Annotated in this window: 19 protein-coding genes; 3 read left to right on the top strand and 16 right to left on the bottom strand. The window is 52.1% G+C overall.

Annotated features, from left to right (window positions below):
- Positions 1 to 16: 16 nt before the first annotated feature.
- Together HVE01_RS03130 and HVE01_RS03125 are read right to left on the bottom strand one after the other, a co-directional pair.
- Complete coding sequence (locus HVE01_RS03130; RefSeq protein WP_146942312.1) at positions 17 to 1,018, bottom strand: 2-hydroxyacid dehydrogenase; 1,002 nt, start codon at positions 1,016 to 1,018, stop codon at positions 17 to 19.
- 573 nt (positions 1,019 to 1,591) lie between these two features.
- Complete coding sequence (locus HVE01_RS03125; RefSeq protein ID WP_125752954.1) at positions 1,592 to 2,506, bottom strand: AEC family transporter; 915 nt, start codon at positions 2,504 to 2,506, stop codon at positions 1,592 to 1,594.
- A 106-nt stretch (positions 2,507 to 2,612) separates the two neighbouring features.
- Between HVE01_RS03125 and HVE01_RS03120 the strand changes: the two genes are divergently transcribed.
- The gene (locus HVE01_RS03120; protein ID WP_125752957.1) at positions 2,613 to 3,116 is read left to right on the top strand and encodes a hypothetical protein; all 504 of its coding nucleotides are present in this window, start codon (positions 2,613 to 2,615) and stop codon (positions 3,114 to 3,116) included.
- A gap of 5 nt (positions 3,117 to 3,121) precedes the next feature.
- Positions 3,122 to 3,730 (top strand): SCO family protein, encoded by a 609-nt coding sequence (locus tag HVE01_RS03115; RefSeq protein WP_125752961.1) that lies wholly within the window; start codon positions 3,122 to 3,124, stop codon positions 3,728 to 3,730.
- Positions 3,731 to 3,762: 32 nt separating this feature from the next.
- On the opposite strand, the gene HVE01_RS03110 is transcribed toward HVE01_RS03115, so the two are convergent.
- From HVE01_RS03110 to HVE01_RS03080, 7 genes are all read right to left on the bottom strand, one after another.
- A complete protein-coding gene (locus HVE01_RS03110; protein WP_146942310.1) occupies positions 3,763 to 4,812 on the bottom strand; it encodes an alpha/beta hydrolase-fold protein in 1,050 nt (349 codons plus the stop codon).
- Positions 4,813 to 5,493, bottom strand: coding sequence for a BamJ family beta-barrel-assembly machinery protein (locus HVE01_RS03105; protein WP_146942308.1), 681 nt, complete (start codon positions 5,491 to 5,493; stop codon positions 4,813 to 4,815).
- A gap of 135 nt (positions 5,494 to 5,628) precedes the next feature.
- Positions 5,629 to 6,072, bottom strand: a complete 444-nt coding sequence (locus HVE01_RS03100; protein WP_146942307.1) for a universal stress protein — start codon at positions 6,070 to 6,072, stop codon at positions 5,629 to 5,631.
- Positions 6,073 to 6,093: 21 nt separating this feature from the next.
- Complete coding sequence (locus HVE01_RS03095) at positions 6,094 to 7,377, bottom strand: TRAP transporter large permease (RefSeq protein ID WP_089040259.1); 1,284 nt, start codon at positions 7,375 to 7,377, stop codon at positions 6,094 to 6,096.
- 28 nt (positions 7,378 to 7,405) lie between these two features.
- Entirely contained in the window at positions 7,406 to 7,984 is a 579-nt protein-coding gene (locus HVE01_RS03090) for a TRAP transporter small permease (protein ID WP_125752970.1), read from the bottom strand.
- A gap of 285 nt (positions 7,985 to 8,269) precedes the next feature.
- Positions 8,270 to 9,316: a TRAP transporter substrate-binding protein gene (locus HVE01_RS03085; RefSeq protein WP_146942305.1), complete on the bottom strand. Its 1,047-nt coding sequence runs from the start codon at positions 9,314 to 9,316 to the stop codon at positions 8,270 to 8,272.
- Positions 9,317 to 9,543: 227 nt separating this feature from the next.
- On the bottom strand, positions 9,544 to 10,116 hold the full coding sequence (locus HVE01_RS03080) for a TIGR02444 family protein (protein ID WP_146942303.1): 573 nt from the start codon (positions 10,114 to 10,116) through the stop codon (positions 9,544 to 9,546).
- Between the two features lie 28 nt (positions 10,117 to 10,144).
- On the opposite strand from HVE01_RS03080, the gene HVE01_RS03075 reads away from it, so the two are divergent.
- Complete coding sequence (locus tag HVE01_RS03075) at positions 10,145 to 12,091, top strand: ATP-binding cassette domain-containing protein (RefSeq protein ID WP_146942301.1); 1,947 nt, start codon at positions 10,145 to 10,147, stop codon at positions 12,089 to 12,091.
- Between the two features lie 50 nt (positions 12,092 to 12,141).
- On the opposite strand, the gene dtd is transcribed toward HVE01_RS03075, so the two are convergent.
- From dtd to HVE01_RS03040, 7 genes are all read right to left on the bottom strand, one after another.
- Positions 12,142 to 12,579, bottom strand: coding sequence for a D-aminoacyl-tRNA deacylase (gene dtd, locus HVE01_RS03070; RefSeq protein ID WP_125752982.1), 438 nt, complete (start codon positions 12,577 to 12,579; stop codon positions 12,142 to 12,144).
- Positions 12,580 to 12,710: 131 nt separating this feature from the next.
- The gene (locus tag HVE01_RS03065) at positions 12,711 to 13,556 is read right to left on the bottom strand and encodes a universal stress protein (protein WP_146942299.1); all 846 of its coding nucleotides are present in this window, start codon (positions 13,554 to 13,556) and stop codon (positions 12,711 to 12,713) included.
- Between the two features lie 157 nt (positions 13,557 to 13,713).
- The gene (thiD, locus tag HVE01_RS03060) at positions 13,714 to 14,544 is read right to left on the bottom strand and encodes a bifunctional hydroxymethylpyrimidine kinase/phosphomethylpyrimidine kinase (RefSeq protein WP_146942297.1); all 831 of its coding nucleotides are present in this window, start codon (positions 14,542 to 14,544) and stop codon (positions 13,714 to 13,716) included.
- A gap of 156 nt (positions 14,545 to 14,700) precedes the next feature.
- Positions 14,701 to 15,810 carry a TRAP transporter substrate-binding protein gene (locus HVE01_RS03055; protein ID WP_125752992.1) on the bottom strand — a complete coding sequence of 370 codons (1,110 nt, stop codon included), beginning with the start codon at positions 15,808 to 15,810 and terminating at the stop codon, positions 14,701 to 14,703.
- Positions 15,811 to 16,054: 244 nt separating this feature from the next.
- Positions 16,055 to 17,458: a TRAP transporter large permease gene (locus HVE01_RS03050; RefSeq protein WP_125752995.1), complete on the bottom strand. Its 1,404-nt coding sequence runs from the start codon at positions 17,456 to 17,458 to the stop codon at positions 16,055 to 16,057.
- Positions 17,458 to 18,018, bottom strand: coding sequence for a TRAP transporter small permease subunit (locus HVE01_RS03045; RefSeq protein WP_146942295.1), 561 nt, complete (start codon positions 18,016 to 18,018; stop codon positions 17,458 to 17,460). Before HVE01_RS03045 ends, HVE01_RS03050 begins: the two co-directional genes overlap by 1 nt.
- A gap of 102 nt (positions 18,019 to 18,120) precedes the next feature.
- Positions 18,121 to 18,951 carry an endonuclease/exonuclease/phosphatase family protein gene (locus HVE01_RS03040; RefSeq protein ID WP_125753001.1) on the bottom strand — a complete coding sequence of 277 codons (831 nt, stop codon included), beginning with the start codon at positions 18,949 to 18,951 and terminating at the stop codon, positions 18,121 to 18,123.

The following is an 18,951-nucleotide window of genomic DNA, read 5'->3' as shown; positions in this document are numbered from 1 at the left end:
GGTAGCCCAGCGTCGTTTACGTTCGCTTATCGTAAACGACGCGATGCAGCGTACCGCTATCACTTTCAAAGGCATCAATATTCGCCAGTGTAGTCTCGGCAATATTGGTTAGCGCCTCGGTAGTGAAGAATGCCTGATGACCGGTAATCAGCACATTGTGAAAGGTCGTCAGGCGCATGAACTGGTCATCATCGATCACTGCGTGCGATAGATCCTCGAAAAATAGCTGCTCCTCCTCTTCGTAGACATCTAACCCTAAGTGGCCAATTTTGCCGCTTTTCAGACCAGCGATCACCGCTTGGGTATCGACCACTCGACCGCGGCCAGTGTTGATCAGCATGACACCCTGCTTCATTTGCGCGATGGCCTTAGCGTTAATCAGATGATCAGTATCGGGTGTTAACGGGCAGTGCAGCGAAATAATATCTGCCTGAGCATAAAGCGACGCCAGCGGCACGTACTCCACAAACGGCTCGGCATTCGGGTTTGGAAAAGGATCGCTGGCAACTACTCGGCAGCCAAAGCCATGCATGATATTGGCAAAGATCAAGCCAATCTGCCCAGTGCCAATCACGCCCACGGTTTTGCCATGCAGATCGAACCCCAGCAGTCCGTCCAGGGAAAAGTTGCCCTCGCGCACTCGGTTGTAAGCGCGATAGGTCATGCGGTTCAGGCTTAACACTAAGGCCACCGCGTGCTCTGCTACGGCATGAGGCGAATAAGCGGGCACCCGCACCACGGTAATTCCCAACCGTTCGGCCGCCGCCAAGTCAACATGGTTAAAGCCCGCCGAGCGCAGTGCGACCAATCGTATGCCGCTAGTGTGTAGCTGCTCTAAAACGTCCGCATACAGATGGTCATTTACAAAAGCGCATACAACTTCAAACCCTTTCGCGAGAGGCGCCGTATCGACGGTCAAGCGCGCATCAAAAAAGCTTAATTCGTGTCGATTCGAGGCATTAGCACGAGTAAGGAAGGTTTCGTCATAAGGCTTAGCGCTAAAAACGGCAATCCGCATGGCATGTCTCCTGGCTCTGGATAGATGATCAGCATAGGCAATTCGCCTATTGTCTGCCCAAACGTCACAAGAGTTATTCACCGAGATCAAAGAAAGATGCCGCTATAAAAAAACCCGCTCCAAGGGGAGCGGCAAAAGACCGTGACTAGCAAGGAAAGAGAGACCAGGACCAGAAACTGGCGCTGATCTTTGCAATAGCGTCGTGGTTGCCAATGTTTCAGCAAACACGGCCACTAGAAAAAAAGAAACCCGCTCCAAGGGGAGCGGCAAAAGACCGTGACTAGCAAGGAAAGAGAAAACATGACAGGAAACTGGCGCTGGTCTTTGCAATAGCGTCGTGGTTGCCAATGTTTCAGCAAACACAGCCACTAGAAAAAAAGAAAGCCGCTCCAAGGGGAGCGGCAAAAGACCGTGACTAGCAATGAGAGGGAGAAACCATGACAGGAAACTGGCGGTTTCTGTCGTGGTTGCCAACGTCTCATTAAACGCTGACAATCACAATATAATCATTCTCATTTACCACGTCAACCTAAATGCGAATACTTTTTATTTATTTTTAAGAAAGTTTTTACGCTATCCAACCAGCTGCAACCAAACGGGCAACGTCAGCATCGCTAACAGCGTCTGGCCGGTAATAATTGCCGCCATAAGTTCTGCATCACCTCCTAGCTGCCGAGCAAGAATATAAGCAGAAGTGGCGGTAGGCAGCGCCGCAAACAGCAGCGCCACATCACGGCTGATAGGGTCCAGCCCCACCAGCCACGCCAATAGCAGCACCACCGCAGGCATTAACAGCAGCTTGATGCTATTCGTCGCTATCACGCCACGATCAAGCCGTAGCAGTGCTGCAGGGCGCAGCGCCACACCCACGGCAATGAGTCCTAACGGCAGCGCCGCACCACCCAATAACCCGACTGTAGCTTCGCTCCAACCGGGCAAGCCAACCCCCGAAAGATTGAGACCGATACCTGCCAGACAGGCCAAAATCAGCGGATTTTTAGCCAGTGCGAGGGCACTTTGGCCAAGGCTTCCACTGCCCAGCGTCCCTGCCGCGACAAAGCTTGCGACACACATTACGTTCACTACCGGTACCATAAGTGCCACCGCCACCGCGGCGGTAGTCGCCCCCATGCTGCCATGCAGTGCGGCGGCGCCCGCGACACCCACGTAGGTGTTAAAACGCACGGCGCCCTGGAATACCGACGTGAACGCAGCAGGCGTTAAGCCTAGGTAACCACGACAGCGCCATAGCAGCAGACCTAATCCTCCCATCGTGCCGAGCAATACCAACGCTATACGCCCAACCGGTACTTGGCTGACATCAGCAGTGGCCAGGGTGCCTATCAGCATGGCTGGAAATAGCACAAAGTAGATCAGACGCTCCGTTTGCGGCCAAAATGTAGCACTTGGCCAGCGGCCATAACCAATGGCAGCGCCCAGTAAAATCAATAAAAACAGTGGCCCAAGTGCGCCTGTAATGCTCTCCATTGTTATTCCTTGTTAACTGCGACATCCCAGCACAGCGACATCCGTGAGATTACTGTTACCATGAAACTAACTTCTATCTTACGGCCTGCGTAGTGACCATTCTGCCATGAAGAACTTTTCTAAACCTGGCTACTTTACGGGTTTTCCAGCACTGAAAGTGCTTATCCTCATCACTGGCATCTCACTGGCCGCCTGCACGTGGTACGTGTTTGCCAATTGGCTACGCGATGATGGTGATATTGCCTGGTTTACACCGGATGCCAACTGCAACCTACACACCAGTACCTGCTCAGCTGTTCTGGGCGATAAAGGCCGCCTAACACTTACCGTTGATGCCGATGGCCGTATCGATGCGCTGGATATTCTGCCACTGGACGTAGAGGTCGAGGGTCTCAACCCAAGCCATGTGACGATCGACTTTATCGGACGTGACATGGATATGGGCTTACACCGTTTTGGATTAACCGCCACTGCGCCCGGGCACTTCCATGGTCAAGGACAAGTGGGTATCTGCACTCAAGACGTGATGCCTTGGCGAGCACGGGTTATCCTGGAAACACCGGAAGGCAAGTTGGGCAGTTGGTTCGACTTTGACGTGATTAGGAGTTAGTACGTATGGCCGCTAAACCAAACAATCGTAAAGCACTCTGGCTGGGGCTAGTGCTAATACTTGTCTTACTGACCATTTCGGCGATCGGCCTTTACCAATTTGCCTTCCAGCCTAACCGTGATGACGTGACGGGGGGACCAATAGAAATGCCGTCTACTCAAGGCGATTTCTCTCTCTCCCAACTAGACAAAGACGACATTGCGATTGTTTCATTTGGCTACACCTACTGCCCAGACGTTTGCCCAATGAATCAGGCCGTTAAACGTCAGGCGCTGGCTCAGCTAAGCGACGCGCAGCGTGAACGCGTGGTGCCAATAATGATAACGGTTGACCCTGAACGCGATACGCTGCCACGCATGGAAGAGTATATGCGGTTCTTTGGTGAGACGTTTATTGGCTTGGTGGGTAGTCAAGAACAGCTTGAAGATGTAGCAGCCCGCTATGGTGTGATTTGGCGGCGAGTAGAGGCACCCGATTCAGCAATGGCCTACACCATTGACCATAGTGCCTCGCTTTTCTTGGTTAACCGCAACGGTGAGATCTTACAGAGAGTACTCTACTCCCCAGCACCACACGGCTTAGTGTCAGCGCTGGAGAATGAGCTAGGTAGCTAGTAGAAATACGTGGCGAAGTATCTGAATTGGAATTAAGGCGTGCTTTGTAGGTGCTCAAGCATTGCCATTAGCGCTCTGGCTTGAGTGCCATCACGCGTGTCGTGCAGCGGGTTGAGCTGCCAAGTACTTTCAGCAAAGCCCCACCAATCCCAGCACCCCTGAGGATTAGCCATACTGCTTTCCGCCTGCGGGTATAGCACCACTTGTCCATGGTCTGCTGCCCAGCGGTTTAAACCACTGTGGCGTACAAACGTATCGCCAATGACATCCACGCTCATTTGACAACCATGCAACGCGATTGTGACAGGGCAGCCCCCCGCCTCACACACCTCAGGAATAAACAGATACCCCACATCAGCCAAGCCCTTAACAGCGAACTCTGACTGATCAAAGGCAATCACCTCACCCTCGCTAGCATTAGCCTCACGTTCAGGGTAAAGCCATGAGAGCATATCGCCAGCCACGTCCTCATCACAAGCAAGCACATGGCTATCACCACCCTGGCGACAGTCGCCAAGTGTTTGGGGGCTAGCGCTGGCCTGCTTCGGCAATTTTATGGGCCAGCCATGGCCTGTGTGCTCACTGCGCACGAAACGCAGCTGTTCTGAAGACGCCAACCAGCGCTGCCACTGTTCTGCTAACAAACTCCCCAGCTCAGGAGAAACCGTGTCATCTTCAGCACCGTGCCATACATAGGCTCGCAGCTGGCTTAATGCATCGCGCTCACCCACCTGCTCAAGCGATTCGTAACGCTCGCGCCGACGGTCCAGCTCATCCAAGGACGGCAACCCACGGCGGATGCTCATGCACTGGTTAAGCGCCAAACTGAGCTCGCCCTGGGCACAGCTCCAAGGACCCGCCGCTAATACACCTACGCCGCTAAAGCGCTCAGGCCAAGCAACCGCCAACTGTGCGGCCATGTAACCACCAGAAGAAACACCTACCACGCTCGCGTGATCGCTCGCTGCGTTTAGGGCAGGTAAATTACCCGGCACGGTATCGGCTTCAGCGTGAACAGCCGCGCTACCCAGCAGCAACAGCGCGCCCAAAAAACAAGATGTAGCAGCGGCGGAACGTATCATTTACTCGACGCCTAACAGTTCAACACGGAACGTCAGCATTTCATTTGGGCCAATGGGGCCTTGGCCGCCTTCACCATAAGCCAGCTCAGCAGGGATATATAGCATCCAGCTGTCGCCAACGCTCATCAGTTGAAGCGCTTCCTGCCAGCCTTCAATGACTTGATTTACCTGGAAGCTCACCGGCTGACCACGCTCAAAGGAGCTGTCGAACACAGTGCCGTCCAACAGCATGCCTTCATAGTTCACTTCAACGGTGTCTTCAGCGCCAGGCGATGCGCCATCACCAGACTCAAGCACTTCATACTGCAAGCCAGACTCAGTCACTTCAACTTCTTCACGCTCAGCGTTTTCCGCCAGATAAGCTTGGCCTTCCTCTAAATTACGCTGTGCAATTTCAGCGGCTTCTTGCTCCCGCTCAGCCATAGAGCGCTGCTGGAAAGCAACCAGCGCCTCCATCATTTCTTCCTCGCTTAACGCCAGCTCTTCGCCATCAAAAACATCGCGCATGCCATCCGTAAATGCATCAAGGTCGAGATCTTCAATATCGACCTGCATGCTCTCACCTAGGGTGACGCCCAAGCTATAAGCAAGGCGCTGCTCGTCGGTTTCAGGAGCTGCGGCCGCGAAAGGAGCAACCAGTAGCAAACTCGCCAAAGCAGTGGAAGAAAACAATACTTTCATGTAAAGAACCTTATCCAACGGCGCATTGCGCCAAATGTTTGAGTACCTTAAAGACTAACACCCGTCATCCCAGGCTGCATTACCTGAGAGAACGGGTGTTAGTAAGACCGCTATTAAGTTCAGTAGTTTGGTGTCTTAAACGACCAATGTGGGACAGTGTGCCGCACCCGCCACGCGCTGGGAGACACTCCCCAACAGCAGGTTTTTCTCGCCGTTGGTTCCTTGAGCACCGATCACGATTAAATCGCACTCCCTCTTGCGGGCAAAGCGCACGATAGTTCGCGAGGGGCGGCCACCTTTCACAAACGCCCTTACCCGCGTACTGTCTGCGCCCATCTCTATGGCGTAGGCTTTAGCGTGTACAGCAATTTCCGTGGCGTACTCTTTTAGCGCATCGTCAGGCAAATCCAGTTTATTCGGCCTCACCATAGAAAGCGATGCCTCCAATAAACTATGGTGCTTAAATACGCACAGCAAATAAAGCTCGGCACCGGTGAGCATATGCAGGCCCACCGCTTTCTCCAGTGCGTTAATTGCCCCTTTCGAGCCATCTACGGGAATTAAAATGCGATTAAACATCCGCGTTCTCCTTGTGACTGCTTAGCGGAAGGCAATATCACGCAAGAACAGCGCAATTTGCGGGAACATGATCAGCAGCGCCGCCGCTAAAATCAGCATAAAGATAAAGGGCGGTGTGCCTTTGATGACTTCCCAGTAAGGCCGCTTAAAGATCGCAATCGCGGTAAATATATCGCAGCCAAAAGGTGGGGTCGCCGAGCCGATGGCTACCTGCAGCGTAATCAAAATACCGACCAGAACTGGGTCCAGACCAGTCGCTGCAATCGCCGGAGCGAAAATGGGCGTAAGCACCAGAATGACCACAATCGGGTCAACAAACATGCAAGCGACAAAGAAAGAGATGCAGATTGCAATCAGTACGCCAGTCGGCCCAGCTTCATTGACACCTACCGCTTCCAAAATCATTTGTGGAATCTGCGCGAACGAAATTATCCAAGAGAATCCATTACCAACAGCGACTAATATAAACACCACTGCGGTAATTAAGCCGGTGGATTTAGCAATCGCATAAATATCGTTCATTTTGAGCGAACGGAATACCACAAACTCAAGCAATACGGCATAGAGCACACAGGCTGCAGCGGCTTCTGTCGGGCTAAAAATACCTCCGTAGATACCACCAACGATAATGACCGGAAAGCCTAGCGGCCACAGTGCTTTTTGCACCGCTACAGCACGCTCTTTCCAGCTAGCGCGGGGTTCGGTAGGCACGCCTTTTACCACAGCGTAAACGATGCAATAAACCGAGAACATAAACAGGATCAAAAGCCCTGGCCCAATACCCGCAATAAACAGCTCGCCAATGGATGTTCCTGAAATAACCCCGTAGATGATCATGCCAATACTTGGGGGTATCAAAAAGGCAATATCACTCGCGTTGATAATCAGCGCCAGTGTAAATGGGTCAGAGTAGCCCGCTTTTAGCATCTTGGGCCGCAGTGGAGAGCCCACCGCAACTACGGTTGCCTGGGTAGAACCAGAAACCGCGCCAAACAGCGTACAGGAGGCCGCCGTACTGACAGCAAGACCGCCTTTGATATGACCGATAAAAGACATCACCATATCAATTAAGCGATTTGCCGACTGGCCGCGCGTCATAATATCTGCCGCTAATATAAACATCGGCACCGCAATCAACGAAGCAGGCCGGATACCCGCCATCATCTGTTGAATCAGCGTATCCATCTGGCCGAAGCCATTAAACATCATATAAAAGCCGATCACCGCTGCCGTGATCAGCGGGATCATCATAGGAAAGCCCAGCAGCAGCAGGGCAATCATGGTGACTACCATTATCGTCGTCATAGCGTTCCCCTAGAGTGCAAGCCCTGCTTTACACTTCTGTTTCGGTGTCTTTGTAACCATCAACTACCCCTGTCGAGAGATATACATCCCGAGAGGTAAGGTTTTTAATTGCCGTTAACAGGTACTGAATGCCCGTAATGAGAAAACCTATAGGTACCCAGATATAAATGATCCAAATAGGTAATCCGAGTGATGGCAACACGCGCCCCTTGCTTTGAAGGTCGAGGATATACACCACGGAGTAGTACAGTAGGAAAAACATAACGAGAGAGGTAAAGAACGCAATACCTATCATCAGCACCTTACGTCCCCCGACGGGCAAAGCATCGTAGATGGCTGACATACGAATATGGCGCCCATGTCGAGCAGCGTAGCCAATACCCGCAAAGGTAATCATAATGATCAAAATACGGTTTAATTCTCCTGAAAACATAATGCTATTGCCGAATACAAAGCGGGCAATAACATTAGTGACCGTATTCAGCGCCATTAGCAAAACCCCCATCGCCAGTATGACTGACTCGATTTTGCTAATTGCAGTGTCGATCACGCCCAGTATGCCAGGCAAACCAGAGCTGTAATTCTTTTCGGATTCTTCTTCGGTCATGGCCGATCTCCTCTTATGCAGCGTGGCAGCTAACGATAAAAACCTAGTGCTTACTCTTTCACTGACCACCGAACAGAGCGTGTCCAGCCTTACTCATTTTGTAGCGTAACGGTTAATAACTCTTTCCGCTTCAACGCTGGATGTACGTAAATTTTTCTGTCTTTTACGCAAGGAAACGCGGTTTTTTTGTTAAGTGGCTGTCAGCACCGGGCAACGTATAAAAATAAAAAAGGGGCAGCGCTGGCTACCCCCTAGGTGATTTACCGTTAAGTACGGAACGGTGAATTACTCGTTAGTTACCGCTTCGAGATCAGCTTTAAACTGCTCCAAAAGCTCAGCACCCTTATCACCTGTCATCTCTAAGAAGGCTTCTTCAACTTGTGGAGCACGGTCACGGAAAGCCTGGATTTGCTCTTCATCCAAACGCGTCACGGTGACTTCATCCGAAGCTTCTTGGATTTTAGCTAATGCCTCGTCGGCTAGCCCTTTAATGTGCTCGATTGTGTGATCATAGGCAGCATCAGACGCTTCCTGCACTAGCTCCTTATCTTCATCAGACAAGCCATCATAGAAGTCTTGGTTGGCCATCATGGCAGTAGTAAACCAGCCGTGGCCTGTGAAGGTAAGGTGAGGCGACACTTCATATAAACCGCCGGACTCGATCCAGAAAATCGGATTTTCTTGTCCGTCGATAATGCCGGTTTGCAGACCACCATATACCTCGCCCCACGGCAACGGTGTCGGCGTTGCGCCAAAGGCGTCATAAGTTTCTGAAAGCAATGGGTTCGTCATGGTACGAATTTTCTTGTTATTCATATCTTCCGGCGAGCTGATCGGCTCGTCGGTGGTCACGACCATTTCACCTTCAGGGTACATCTTCAGCAGCTCAAGGCCTTGCTCGGCGTAGAGCTCAGGGAACATCTCGTTGATGGCCTTACTCTCATCAAAGAAAGTCAGGACCGTATCTTCATCTGTTGGCAGCAGGTAAGGAATAAAGAAGATTTGCGCTTCTGGAATTAGAGAACCGGTGAAACCAGGTGACTGGTTTACGAACTGAAGAATACCGTTTTGGGTCTGCTCCATAATGTCGTCAGATTCACCTAACTCACCAAAACGATAAACCTGAACACTGTGATCTGAATTCTCTTCAATATAGTCTTTGAATGCGTGAGCAAACACATCCTGGACATCGCCTTCGTACTCTTCGTGTGCGTAACGCCAGTTATCTGCTTGGGCGGCTGTGCTGAGACCAAATAGCAGTGCACCAATGCTCGCCGTCGTCATTAACTTTGTCGTTACTGAACGAGTCGAAATTAACTTGCTTGCCTTCATGCAGAGTTCCCCTAGCAGTGGTAAGCGCGCTATGCGAGTGCGCCAATATTTAATTTTTGTATAATGCGTGCCGCTCTTAAACGCTCTGTTAGTTGTCAGTGACTTTAGAATAACTATTCATAAAATCATCATTCATAAAGCTTATCTTTTTGAATACATTTAGAAACAGTTACACAAGCAATAACAACCTTAAAACACGCGTTATTCAAAAATAGCTTAATTTCAGGCTAGCGCGGTCGCTCGTAGTGGTCAAGCCGTGTCGCTAGTATAGTAATCGCCTCTCTAACACTCTCGCGCTCGGGTTGCACAACTACTTGATCAAACGCAAATTCATCAGAAAACAGCTTATCTTGCAGCCATTGTGCAACATCTTGCTTACTTATGGCGCAGTTTATTAACCGCTGGTTAAGCTCTGACGCCTGCAATATCCAGTGCTGCCAGCGTTGAAGATTCTCACGCTCAGCCTGAATCTCGGCCTGCTGCAGCGTCTTTCGCAACTGGGCAATGCCCTCACTTTCTGCGGCTTGTGGCTTAAGATCACGACGCAACTGCCGCAAAACAGCCGTGACCGATTGCTGCCAACGCTCCCGCGCTTTGCGCTCCATTGACAGCGCACTAGGCGTTACCTGAAGACCGTAGTGGTAGAGCCAGCTATGCACGAGAAGCTCACACACATCGACCCCAGCACTATCCTGCAGAACAAGGCATGCTTGCTCGACTCCGGACTGGGCATAAAATGTCAGCGCAAAATCCCATAGTGGAGCCTGTTGTAAGCGCTGGAATCGGTTAGAATCGAACATTGATTTACCCACCTTTTCGGGAGAATGCATGATCGCACTGCGCCAAGTCGCCCTGCAACGGGGTACACAAACGCTACTTGATAACGCTGACCTTACGCTCCACAGTGGGGTAAAGGCAGGTATTATTGGGGCAAACGGCGCCGGTAAGTCGAGCTTATTCAAACTTCTGCTAGGCGAGCTCGGCCCCGACCAGGGCGACGTTGAGATGAGCGGTGGGCAGCGGATAGCCCACATGGCCCAGGAAGTTGAAGCGCTGGATCGTCCCATTGTGGAGTACGTGCTGGATGGCGACTATGCGCTGCGACAAGCGGAGGCTGATCTACTCGCCGCGCGCGAAGCAGACGATGCGCATCGGGAAGCCGAGCTACATGGGCTTATCGAAACCTTGGATGGCTACACGGCAGAATCGCGAGCATCGCAACTGTTAGTGGGGCTCGGTTTTGTGCAAACGGATCTTAAGCGGCCTTTGTCAGACTTCTCCGGTGGCTGGCGAATGCGGGTAAACCTAGCCCGCACACTGTTTATGCCTTCCGACTTATTACTGCTTGATGAGCCGACCAACCACCTTGATCTCGACGCCCTACTTTGGCTAGAACAGTGGCTAACCCGCTACCCAGGCGCATTGCTGCTGATTTCTCATGACCGCGACTTTCTCGATGCCGTGTGTGATCACATTGTGCATATGCATCACCAAACGCTCGAGCTTTACCGCGGCAACTACTCTCGCTTTGAGCGCACGCGAGCTGAAAAACTCGCTCTACAGCAAGCAGAAGCAGCTAAGCAGCAGGCTCGCCGCGAAGAAATCGAGCGCTTTATAGCGCGCTTTCGCGCCCAGGCGACAAAAGCAAAGCAGGCACAAAGTCGTGTGAAAATGCTGGAGCGTATGGGGGATATCGCCGTTGCTCATACGGATTCGCCTTTTCACTTCACGCTGCCTGCCGCTGATAAGACCTCACACCCCCTGCTCGTACTTGACCAAGCGACCCTTGGCTATCGCAGCGAAGCTGGCGATGTGGCGCAATTAGAGAAGGTCAATATTACGTTATTACCCGGTAGCCGTATCGGCCTGCTAGGCCCCAACGGCGCGGGTAAATCGACATTGATCAAATCACTGACCGGTGAATTAGCGCTGCTAGAGGGCAAGCGCGTACCAGGCGAGCATTTAGCCATTGGCTATTTTGCCCAGCACCAGCTAGAAAGCTTGGACGTGACGGCGACGCCGTTTGTGCATGTGCAACGGCTCTCTCCCACGGCGAGTGACCAGGAAATTCGCAATTTCCTGGGTGGTTTTGGCTTTAAGGGCGATGATGCTTTTGGCGAAGTTGGTACTTACTCTGGCGGTGAAAAGGCGCGCTTAGCGCTCGCGTTGGTCGCCTGGCAGAAGCCCAACCTGCTGCTGCTCGATGAGCCAACCAACCACTTAGACTTGGAAATGCGCGAGGCGCTCACCGAGGCATTAGCAAGCTTTGAGGGTACGGTTATTCTGGTGTCGCACGACCGTCATCTATTACGCGCCACGGTTGATGAATTCTGGCGGGTAGCCGACCATCGTGTTGAACCCTTTGATGGCGATCTCGATGATTACCGGGCATGGTTAAAGGCGCGTTTGGAAGAGGGCCGCCGCGATGCGCGTAGCGAAAAAAGTGAACGCCAAAGCCAGCAGCCTAGCGGTGATCGAAAAGCCGCTCGTAAAGCAGCGGCGGAGCTGCGCGAGAAGCTGCGGCCACTGAAAAAAGCGCGCGATCAAGCTGAAAAAGCCATGGAGAAAAATCAGCAAGCACTTGAAGAAGTAGAAGCTATTCTGGCTGACCCGACGCTTTATACCGACAGCGCTCGTAAAGCGGAGCTGACCGAAGCACTTGCCCAACAGGCGAAAATCAAAAGCCGCTTGGACACCAGCGAGCAGCAGTGGCTCGCCGCCGAGGAAGCGCTGGAAACAATGGAAGCAGAGTTATTAGCCAGCGAAGATGCCTAACCCTAGGCCAACCAATTCGGGCTGCTTTGAATCTAGTCGAATTAAGTCGCTTAGCTCTCAAGCATGAACGTTACCGGCCCATCGTTAACTAACGCCACTTGCATATCAGCGCCAAATTGGCCGGTTGCAACGTTGGGCCAAGCGGCACCAGCCTTAGCGACTAAATAGTCAAACAGGCGCTCACCTTCAGCAGGCGGAGCAGCGCTAGAAAAGCTGGGTCGCAAACCTTTGCGAGTATCAGCGGCCAGCGTAAACTGTGATACCAGCAGTAAGCCTCCGTTAGCCTGCTGAAGGTTATGATTCATTTTGCCTTCTTGGTCACTGAAAACGCGGTAGTGCAGCAGCTTATGCAGTAGTTTTTCAGCATCGGCCTCAGTGTCACCCTTTTCAACGCCCACTAACGCTAGTAGGCCATGATCAATGGCCCCGACCATCGTACCTTCAACCGTAACGCTGGCGTTTTTTACCCGCTGAATCAGTGCTTTCACTCTCGCCCCTTGCAATATCATTCCAACAAGAAGCAGTGTAATCGCTGGCATAGGTTTGAGACAAAGCTTTGTGTGGATTTAGCCCAGCAACGTATCGCAAAAAACGCCTCAACAAAGGGTCCCTACGACAGCTACCAGGAGCGGCACAGCATAAGGTCGCAGTGAGGTTCACCTAACAACATTTCAGTCACCTGGCTGGTGTGTTGAGGCTGACCGCGGCTACCAATAATCACCAAATCGGGGGTGTGTCGCTTCATATAGTCTTGAAGCACATCACAGGGCTGCCCTGGTTCAAGCACTAGCTCGATATCGGGGATACCGTCAAGATCGCGCATCAAGCTCTCAATCTCGTTATCCAGCGTCCTACGTAAACGCTCTACTTCGTGATCTCGCCAGTGTGCAAAATTAGCCTGGGAACCCAGCTCACGCTCACCAGGCAAGCTCCAGGCATGCAGCAGCGTCAACGTTGCTTCCGGAAAGCGAATGAGTGCTTCCCTAAGTGTTTGCCGAGCAGTCAGCGAAAAATCGATTGGCACTAGGATATGCTGCCAAGGCTGCGTTGGTAGATAAGAGGCGACCACCACCGGGCAAGGCGCACTCCTCATCACGCGCATCACAGTGGTTCCCAAAAGAAGATCTTTCTGACCGCGCTTACGGTGCATGCCCATAATAATTAACGAGGCATTACGCTCGTGGGCTTCTCGCACAATTTCAACATGAGGCTCCCCCACAACAGTTTGAATAAGCAGCGAAGGCGCTTCCAGCGCGTAATCTTCACGCAGGTCGGTCAATGTGGCACTGATATCTTCGTTAACCGCACTTTCAACGTCGTGAAGAACACGGTGTGGCAAGTAAGGGTCAAGGACGTGGAGAATGTCGAGCTGTGCCCCTTGGGCATAAGCCAGCCGAAGAGCGCGAGCAAACGCAGCGCGGTTATCCTGAGAAAGGTCCGTGGCAAACAGCAGCGTGCGAGACATGGCACAACTCCCTGGCCGATCAAGTCGGCACCGTCAGTAGACACGTGAGACAGCCAAACAGGCAATGTTCAGCATGGTGTCCGTTTGCGCATACTGCAAGGAGTGTGTTGCTTTTTCCGCTGCCGCTCGGCACATTGATGGTGCTAGATCATAGACATCACCACCACGCATGAAAGTGGTGCACCGGCCCACGCCCATGACCAACACTTAGCCGAGTACTCGCTTCTAATGCAGCATGCAGCCACACTTTGGCTTCACCAATCGCTTGCTTAGGCGCGTTTGGCGCTGCATCGGCAGGCAGTTTTGCTAAACACGCAGTGATCGCAGACGAGAGAGCACAGCCCGTGCCGTGCAGGTTTTCAGTGTCAATACGTGAGGCAGGAAGCCATGTGTGTCCGTCAGGAGTTGCCAGCAAGTCAGGGCAGGTATCTCCGCGCAAATGCCCTCCTTTCAGCACCACATAAGGCGCGCCCAACTCAACCAGCGCTGGCAGCATCGCCTCCATGTCATCCAGTGAATTCGGTGATTCGGCATCTAAGAGCACAGCCGCTTCAGGCAAGTTAGGCGTAATCACGTCAGCCAGAGGTACCAATATATCGCGCACGGCACGAATGCCAGCATCATCGACCAGAATATCACCGCTTTTAGCTACCATCACCGGATCCAGCACGATCCAGCGAGGACGATTTTGCCGTAAGACATCAGCGATCACCTCGGCAACCTCGCGGCTGGCAACCATGCCAATTTTAACGGCATCTAATGCCACATCATTTATTAGGTTTTCTAACTGCTCGCGAATAGCGTGAGGCGAAACCGGATACACGGAAGCCACACCACAGGTATTTTGAGCGATAACAGCAGTGATGACATTGGTGCCGTAGACACCCAGCGCCGAAAAAGTTTTCAGATCACCCTGCAAGCCAGCACCACCAGAAGGGTCGGATCCTGCGATGGTCAGTACATTGCGGAGGCGGGAATCGTTGGACATGGTGCTCCTTAATTAACGGTTCAGTCGTGTTCTAAGATACTCAAATACAACGCCAAACAGGGCTTCTTAACCAAAACAATGGCCGCCTAAAAGGCAGCCATTGCGTGTTTAACGAGAGCAGAATGCTAATAGTATAGCTACATCGCTAGTGAGCCGTTACTGCGTTGTGTCACCCTCTGGATTGCGGGCGTTGTAGTATGCCTGCTCAGAAATCGCATGGTAATTTCCGACCTTATCCTGGAAGGTACGGTACGACTCATAAATCCGTGTACCCAACTCGCTTGATTCAGCCAATTCAGCAATAACGTCTTCTGAATGCTCACGAGCCTGAGCCAACACGTCGTCAGGAATACGGCGCAGCTCAACCTCATGCTCGTTGACCAACGTCTCCAGCGCATCGTTATTACGTGCGGTGTACTCATCAAGCACGTTTGCATTAATATCGCGCACGGCGGTCGTCAAAATAGCCCGTAAATCAGCGGGTAATTCGGCTAAGGCTTCTTCGTTGACGATGGTTTCAAACATCACCGTCGGCTCGTGCCAGCCAGGATAGTAGTAATAATCGGCAGCCTGATGCAGGCCGAAAGCTAAATCATTATAGGGGCCAATCCACTCAGTCGCGTCAATGGCACCTGACTGAAGTGATGTGAAGATTTCGCCACCCGGCATGTTCACAATCGCGACGCCCATACGGCTCATCACTTCACCACCTAGCCCTGGCATACGCATCTTCAGGCCATCAAGATCCTCAATCGAATTGATTTCCTTGTTATACCAGCCCCCCATTTGAACGCCAGAAGCACCCGCCACCATGACATCCACACCAAAAGGCTCATAAACTTCGTTCCACAACTCCATGCCACCGCCAAAGTGCAGCCAAGCATTCATCTCCTGTGCGTTCATGCCAAACGGCACGGCGGCGAAGAACTGGGCTTCAGGGGCTTTGCCCTTCCAGTAATAGGAAGCAGAGTGGCCAAGTTCAGCCGTGCCGTCAGACACCGCATCAAAGACCTCAAACCCAGGCACCAACTGGCCAGCACCGAATACTTCAATGGTCAGGCGACCATCGGACATCTCTTCCACCAGTTGCGCAAGACGCTCTGGCCCCTGCCCCACACCTGGGAAGTTTTTCGGCCAGGAAGTGACCATTTTCCAACGAAAATTTTCTTGTGCCTGAGCTTGGTTATCAAAGCTTGAGACCACCAGCAAACTAGTGGATAGAGCGGTTGTCAGCGCAATGGCGACAGGTAAAGCGTTGGCTTTCATATATTAACCCTCTTGCTTCCATTATTACTGTTATAGGTAGGAGGAGGCCGCCTAGCCAATTGGCTAGGCGGTTTGTTACAAGCCGTTAGTTTATGCAGCTTGGCTGCTTTTGATTAAGGTTGCCACTTAGTTGCGTTGACAGTCACGATAGTTTTCAACTCGCCACTGATCAAAATGGCTTAGCCTAAAACTGGGCCTTGCAAAACCAAGCCTTGCAAAACCATGTCTTTCAAAACCGTGCCTTTTAAAATTGAGTAGGTAGCCATGTGGCCAACTGCGGGAAAAACGTTAGCATCAGCAACATACCAAGCTGCATCAGGATAAACGGGATAACCCCACGGTAAATTGCCGAGGTCGGCACCGAGGGTGGCGCTACGCCGCGCAGATAGAACAGCGCAAAGCCAAACGGCGGGGTTAAGAATGACGTTTGCAGGTTAATAGCGATCATGATGCCCAGCCAAATCGGGTCAAGCCCCATGGCCAGCAGAATCGGCCCGACGATGGGCACTACTACAAACGTGATTTCGATAAAGTCGAGAATAAAGCCCAGTAGGAAGATGACCAGCATCACGATAATGGTCGCCCCCACCACTCCACCGGGCATACCTTCGAACAGCTCGGTGACCATATGCTCGCCGCCGTAGGCCCGGAAGACCAGCGAAAACAGCGCCGCACCAATCAAAATCATAAACACCATGGTGGTCACATGGGTGGTTGAACGCAGCACGTCTTTCAACGTAGCCCAATCCAGTTGACGATAAGCAAGGGCCAGCACCAGGGCACCAAAGGCACCGACAGCCGACGCTTCAGTAGGCGTTGCAAAGCCGCTTAAGATCGAGCCAAGCACCGCGACAATGAGTACAACTGGCGGCACTAAGCCTTTCAATAGCAACATTCCCAGGCCGGAGGTGTGCCCAAGCTCTGCCATTAGTTCTTCACGGTCAGCGGCGGGTGCCATCTGCGGGCGAAACAGCGCTACCAAAGCCACGTAAATCATATACATAACGACCAGAATCAGCCCGGGCACCAGCGCGCCCATAAACAGATCACCCACAGAGACCGTTTTAGGACTGAAAACTCCCATCGAGAGCTGCGCCTGCTGGTAAGCGGACGATAGCACATCGCCAAGCAGTACCAATGCAATGGAGGGTGGGATGATTTGGCCAAGCGTGCCGGTCGCACAAATGGTGCCGGTCGCCAGCGAGGTGCTATAGCCGCGCTTTAGCATGGTAGGTAGTGACATGAGTCCCATGGTCACCACGGTGGCTCCAACAATGCCGGTAGAGGCTGCCATCAACATACCGACCAATGTCACCGAAATACCTAAACCACCACGCATGGCACCAAACAGCAGCGCCATCGCATCGAGCAGTGTTTCAGCGACTTTGGACTTCTCCAGTAAAACGCCCATTAAGACAAATAATGGCACTGCCAATAACGTTTGATTGGTCATAATGCCGTAAAGCCGATTAGGCAGCGCGGCAAGATAGCCACTGTCGAAGTTGGCATCTATACCGACGCTCTCAAGGCCTAAGCCCATTCCCGCAAACAGCAGTGCAGTACCTGCTAATGAAAGCGCCACAGGAAAGCCAAACATCAGCACGATGCAGATGGTGGCAAATAAAACAAGCGGCATAAATTCCAGCATCAAACGCGCTCCTCAAGGTGGTTGTTATCACCAACAGACGGGGGTATCCGGCCAGTCAATACATAGCCATTGCGCACTACTTCAATGACCCCTTGCAGTATCATTAGCATGGCAAAGAGCGGTATTAACGTTTTCAGTGCAAAGACGGCGGGAATGCCACCATAATCGGAGGAGGTTTCCATAATCCGCCAGGAGTTAGCAACGTAACCCCAGCTGGAAGCAATGACAAAAACCATCACGGGTATCAACAGCGTGATAATCCCCACGATGTTAACTATCGCTTGGCGGCGAGGCGTCATGCCACGATAGAAGATATCGACACGCACATGGCCGTCATGGCGAAAGGTATAGGCCGCAGCGAGCATAAAGACACTGGCGTGCATGTACATCACCAGCTCTTGCATAAAAATGCTGTTAACGTTGAAAATATAACGAAGCAGTACAATCGTGAACTGAATCAACATCATAGTGATGATCAGCCACGCAAGGCTACGCCCGAACCACTCCGAAGCGCGGTCCAGCGCAGCGATAAACGCAGGTAGTTGTGTTGTGTCCGACATTGTGGTGTCTCGCGTAAAACGGCTAAGGGGAGTCAGCGTTCCAGACAATAGCGCATATACGCAAACAATGCAGCGCCCATAAACCGCCTAGCAAGCTTATTATTAAACGCTTTGGCGAATTGCCGCTAGGCAGGCGGGAGGTAATGGTAAATCGACAGCAATCGGCAAATGGTCAGAAAACAGATGGTCCAGTACATGGACATCTGCAGCTTCAAGTGTCTGGGAAAGCAGAATGTGATCCAGAGCGCGCCGGGGCTGCCAAGATGGATAGCTAAGCAGCGGCTTAACCGGGTGAAGCGGCAACGAGGTACTAAAACGCTCATGGGCATGAAGCTGGTCAGGCGTGCAATTTAGATCACCCATGACCACTACATGGCGCAGCGGCTCAATAATATTGCTTAAATAATTCAGCTGACGCACACGCCCGCGCTGGCTCAGCGCCAAGTGGGCGACAAAGATATGCAGTGCATCTGGGCCTTCACCATAGCGTGCGTGAATTGCACCACGCCCTGGCAACATCCCTGGCAGCCGATGCTCTTCGATGTGGCTCGGCACAATACGTGACAATAGCCCATTACTGTGTTGAGCAAACTGCCCTAAATTACGATTAAGCTGCTGAAAGTAGTGGGGAAAGCGTGCTTGAGAGGCAAGGTATTCAACTTGGTTTACACGGCCGGAGCGAAAACTACCGCCATCAACCTCTTGCAGCCCCACCACATCAAATGGCTCTAGCACATTACCCATTTGCGCCAAGCGTTTCAGACGTTGAGGGTGAGGCAAAACGTGTTGCCAACTACGTGTGAGGTAGTGGTGATAAGCCGACGTTTGAATACCTACCTGCAAATTAAATGTCAGTAAGCGGATATGGCCACGTTCGGCTAAAGATAACGCAGACGAGCCTGCTTGCCCACCTGCGTGACCATGCTCTAACAC

The sequence above is a fragment of the Vreelandella venusta genome (genome assembly GCF_007989605.1).
Taxonomy (GTDB): Bacteria; Pseudomonadota; Gammaproteobacteria; order Pseudomonadales; family Halomonadaceae; genus Vreelandella; species Vreelandella venusta.
This window is presented reverse-complemented; position numbering and strand designations above follow the sequence as displayed.

Coding starts and splice junctions, on each gene's coding strand:
- HVE01_RS03050 (WP_125752995.1), bottom strand. CDS start 17,458: ATGCTGGAATTTATGCCGCTTGTTTTATTTGCCACCATCTGCATCGTG.
- thiD (WP_146942297.1), bottom strand. CDS start 14,544: ATGTCCAACGATTCCCGCCTCCGCAATGTACTGACCATCGCAGGATCC.
- HVE01_RS03105 (WP_146942308.1), bottom strand. CDS start 5,493: ATGAAAGTATTGTTTTCTTCCACTGCTTTGGCGAGTTTGCTACTGGTT.
- HVE01_RS03125 (WP_125752954.1), bottom strand. CDS start 2,506: ATGGAGAGCATTACAGGCGCACTTGGGCCACTGTTTTTATTGATTTTA.
- HVE01_RS03130 (WP_146942312.1), bottom strand. CDS start 1,018: ATGCGGATTGCCGTTTTTAGCGCTAAGCCTTATGACGAAACCTTCCTT.
- HVE01_RS03090 (WP_125752970.1), bottom strand. CDS start 7,984: ATGACCGAAGAAGAATCCGAAAAGAATTACAGCTCTGGTTTGCCTGGC.
- HVE01_RS03075 (WP_146942301.1), top strand. CDS start 10,145: ATGATCGCACTGCGCCAAGTCGCCCTGCAACGGGGTACACAAACGCTA.
- HVE01_RS03120 (WP_125752957.1), top strand. CDS start 2,613: ATGAAGAACTTTTCTAAACCTGGCTACTTTACGGGTTTTCCAGCACTG.
- HVE01_RS03055 (WP_125752992.1), bottom strand. CDS start 15,810: ATGAAAGCCAACGCTTTACCTGTCGCCATTGCGCTGACAACCGCTCTA.
- HVE01_RS03095 (WP_089040259.1), bottom strand. CDS start 7,377: ATGACGACGATAATGGTAGTCACCATGATTGCCCTGCTGCTGCTGGGC.
- HVE01_RS03065 (WP_146942299.1), bottom strand. CDS start 13,556: ATGTCTCGCACGCTGCTGTTTGCCACGGACCTTTCTCAGGATAACCGC.
- HVE01_RS03110 (WP_146942310.1), bottom strand. CDS start 4,812: ATGATACGTTCCGCCGCTGCTACATCTTGTTTTTTGGGCGCGCTGTTG.
- HVE01_RS03080 (WP_146942303.1), bottom strand. CDS start 10,116: ATGTTCGATTCTAACCGATTCCAGCGCTTACAACAGGCTCCACTATGG.
- HVE01_RS03085 (WP_146942305.1), bottom strand. CDS start 9,316: ATGAAGGCAAGCAAGTTAATTTCGACTCGTTCAGTAACGACAAAGTTA.
- HVE01_RS03100 (WP_146942307.1), bottom strand. CDS start 6,072: ATGTTTAATCGCATTTTAATTCCCGTAGATGGCTCGAAAGGGGCAATT.
- HVE01_RS03045 (WP_146942295.1), bottom strand. CDS start 18,018: ATGTCGGACACAACACAACTACCTGCGTTTATCGCTGCGCTGGACCGC.
- HVE01_RS03115 (WP_125752961.1), top strand. CDS start 3,122: ATGGCCGCTAAACCAAACAATCGTAAAGCACTCTGGCTGGGGCTAGTG.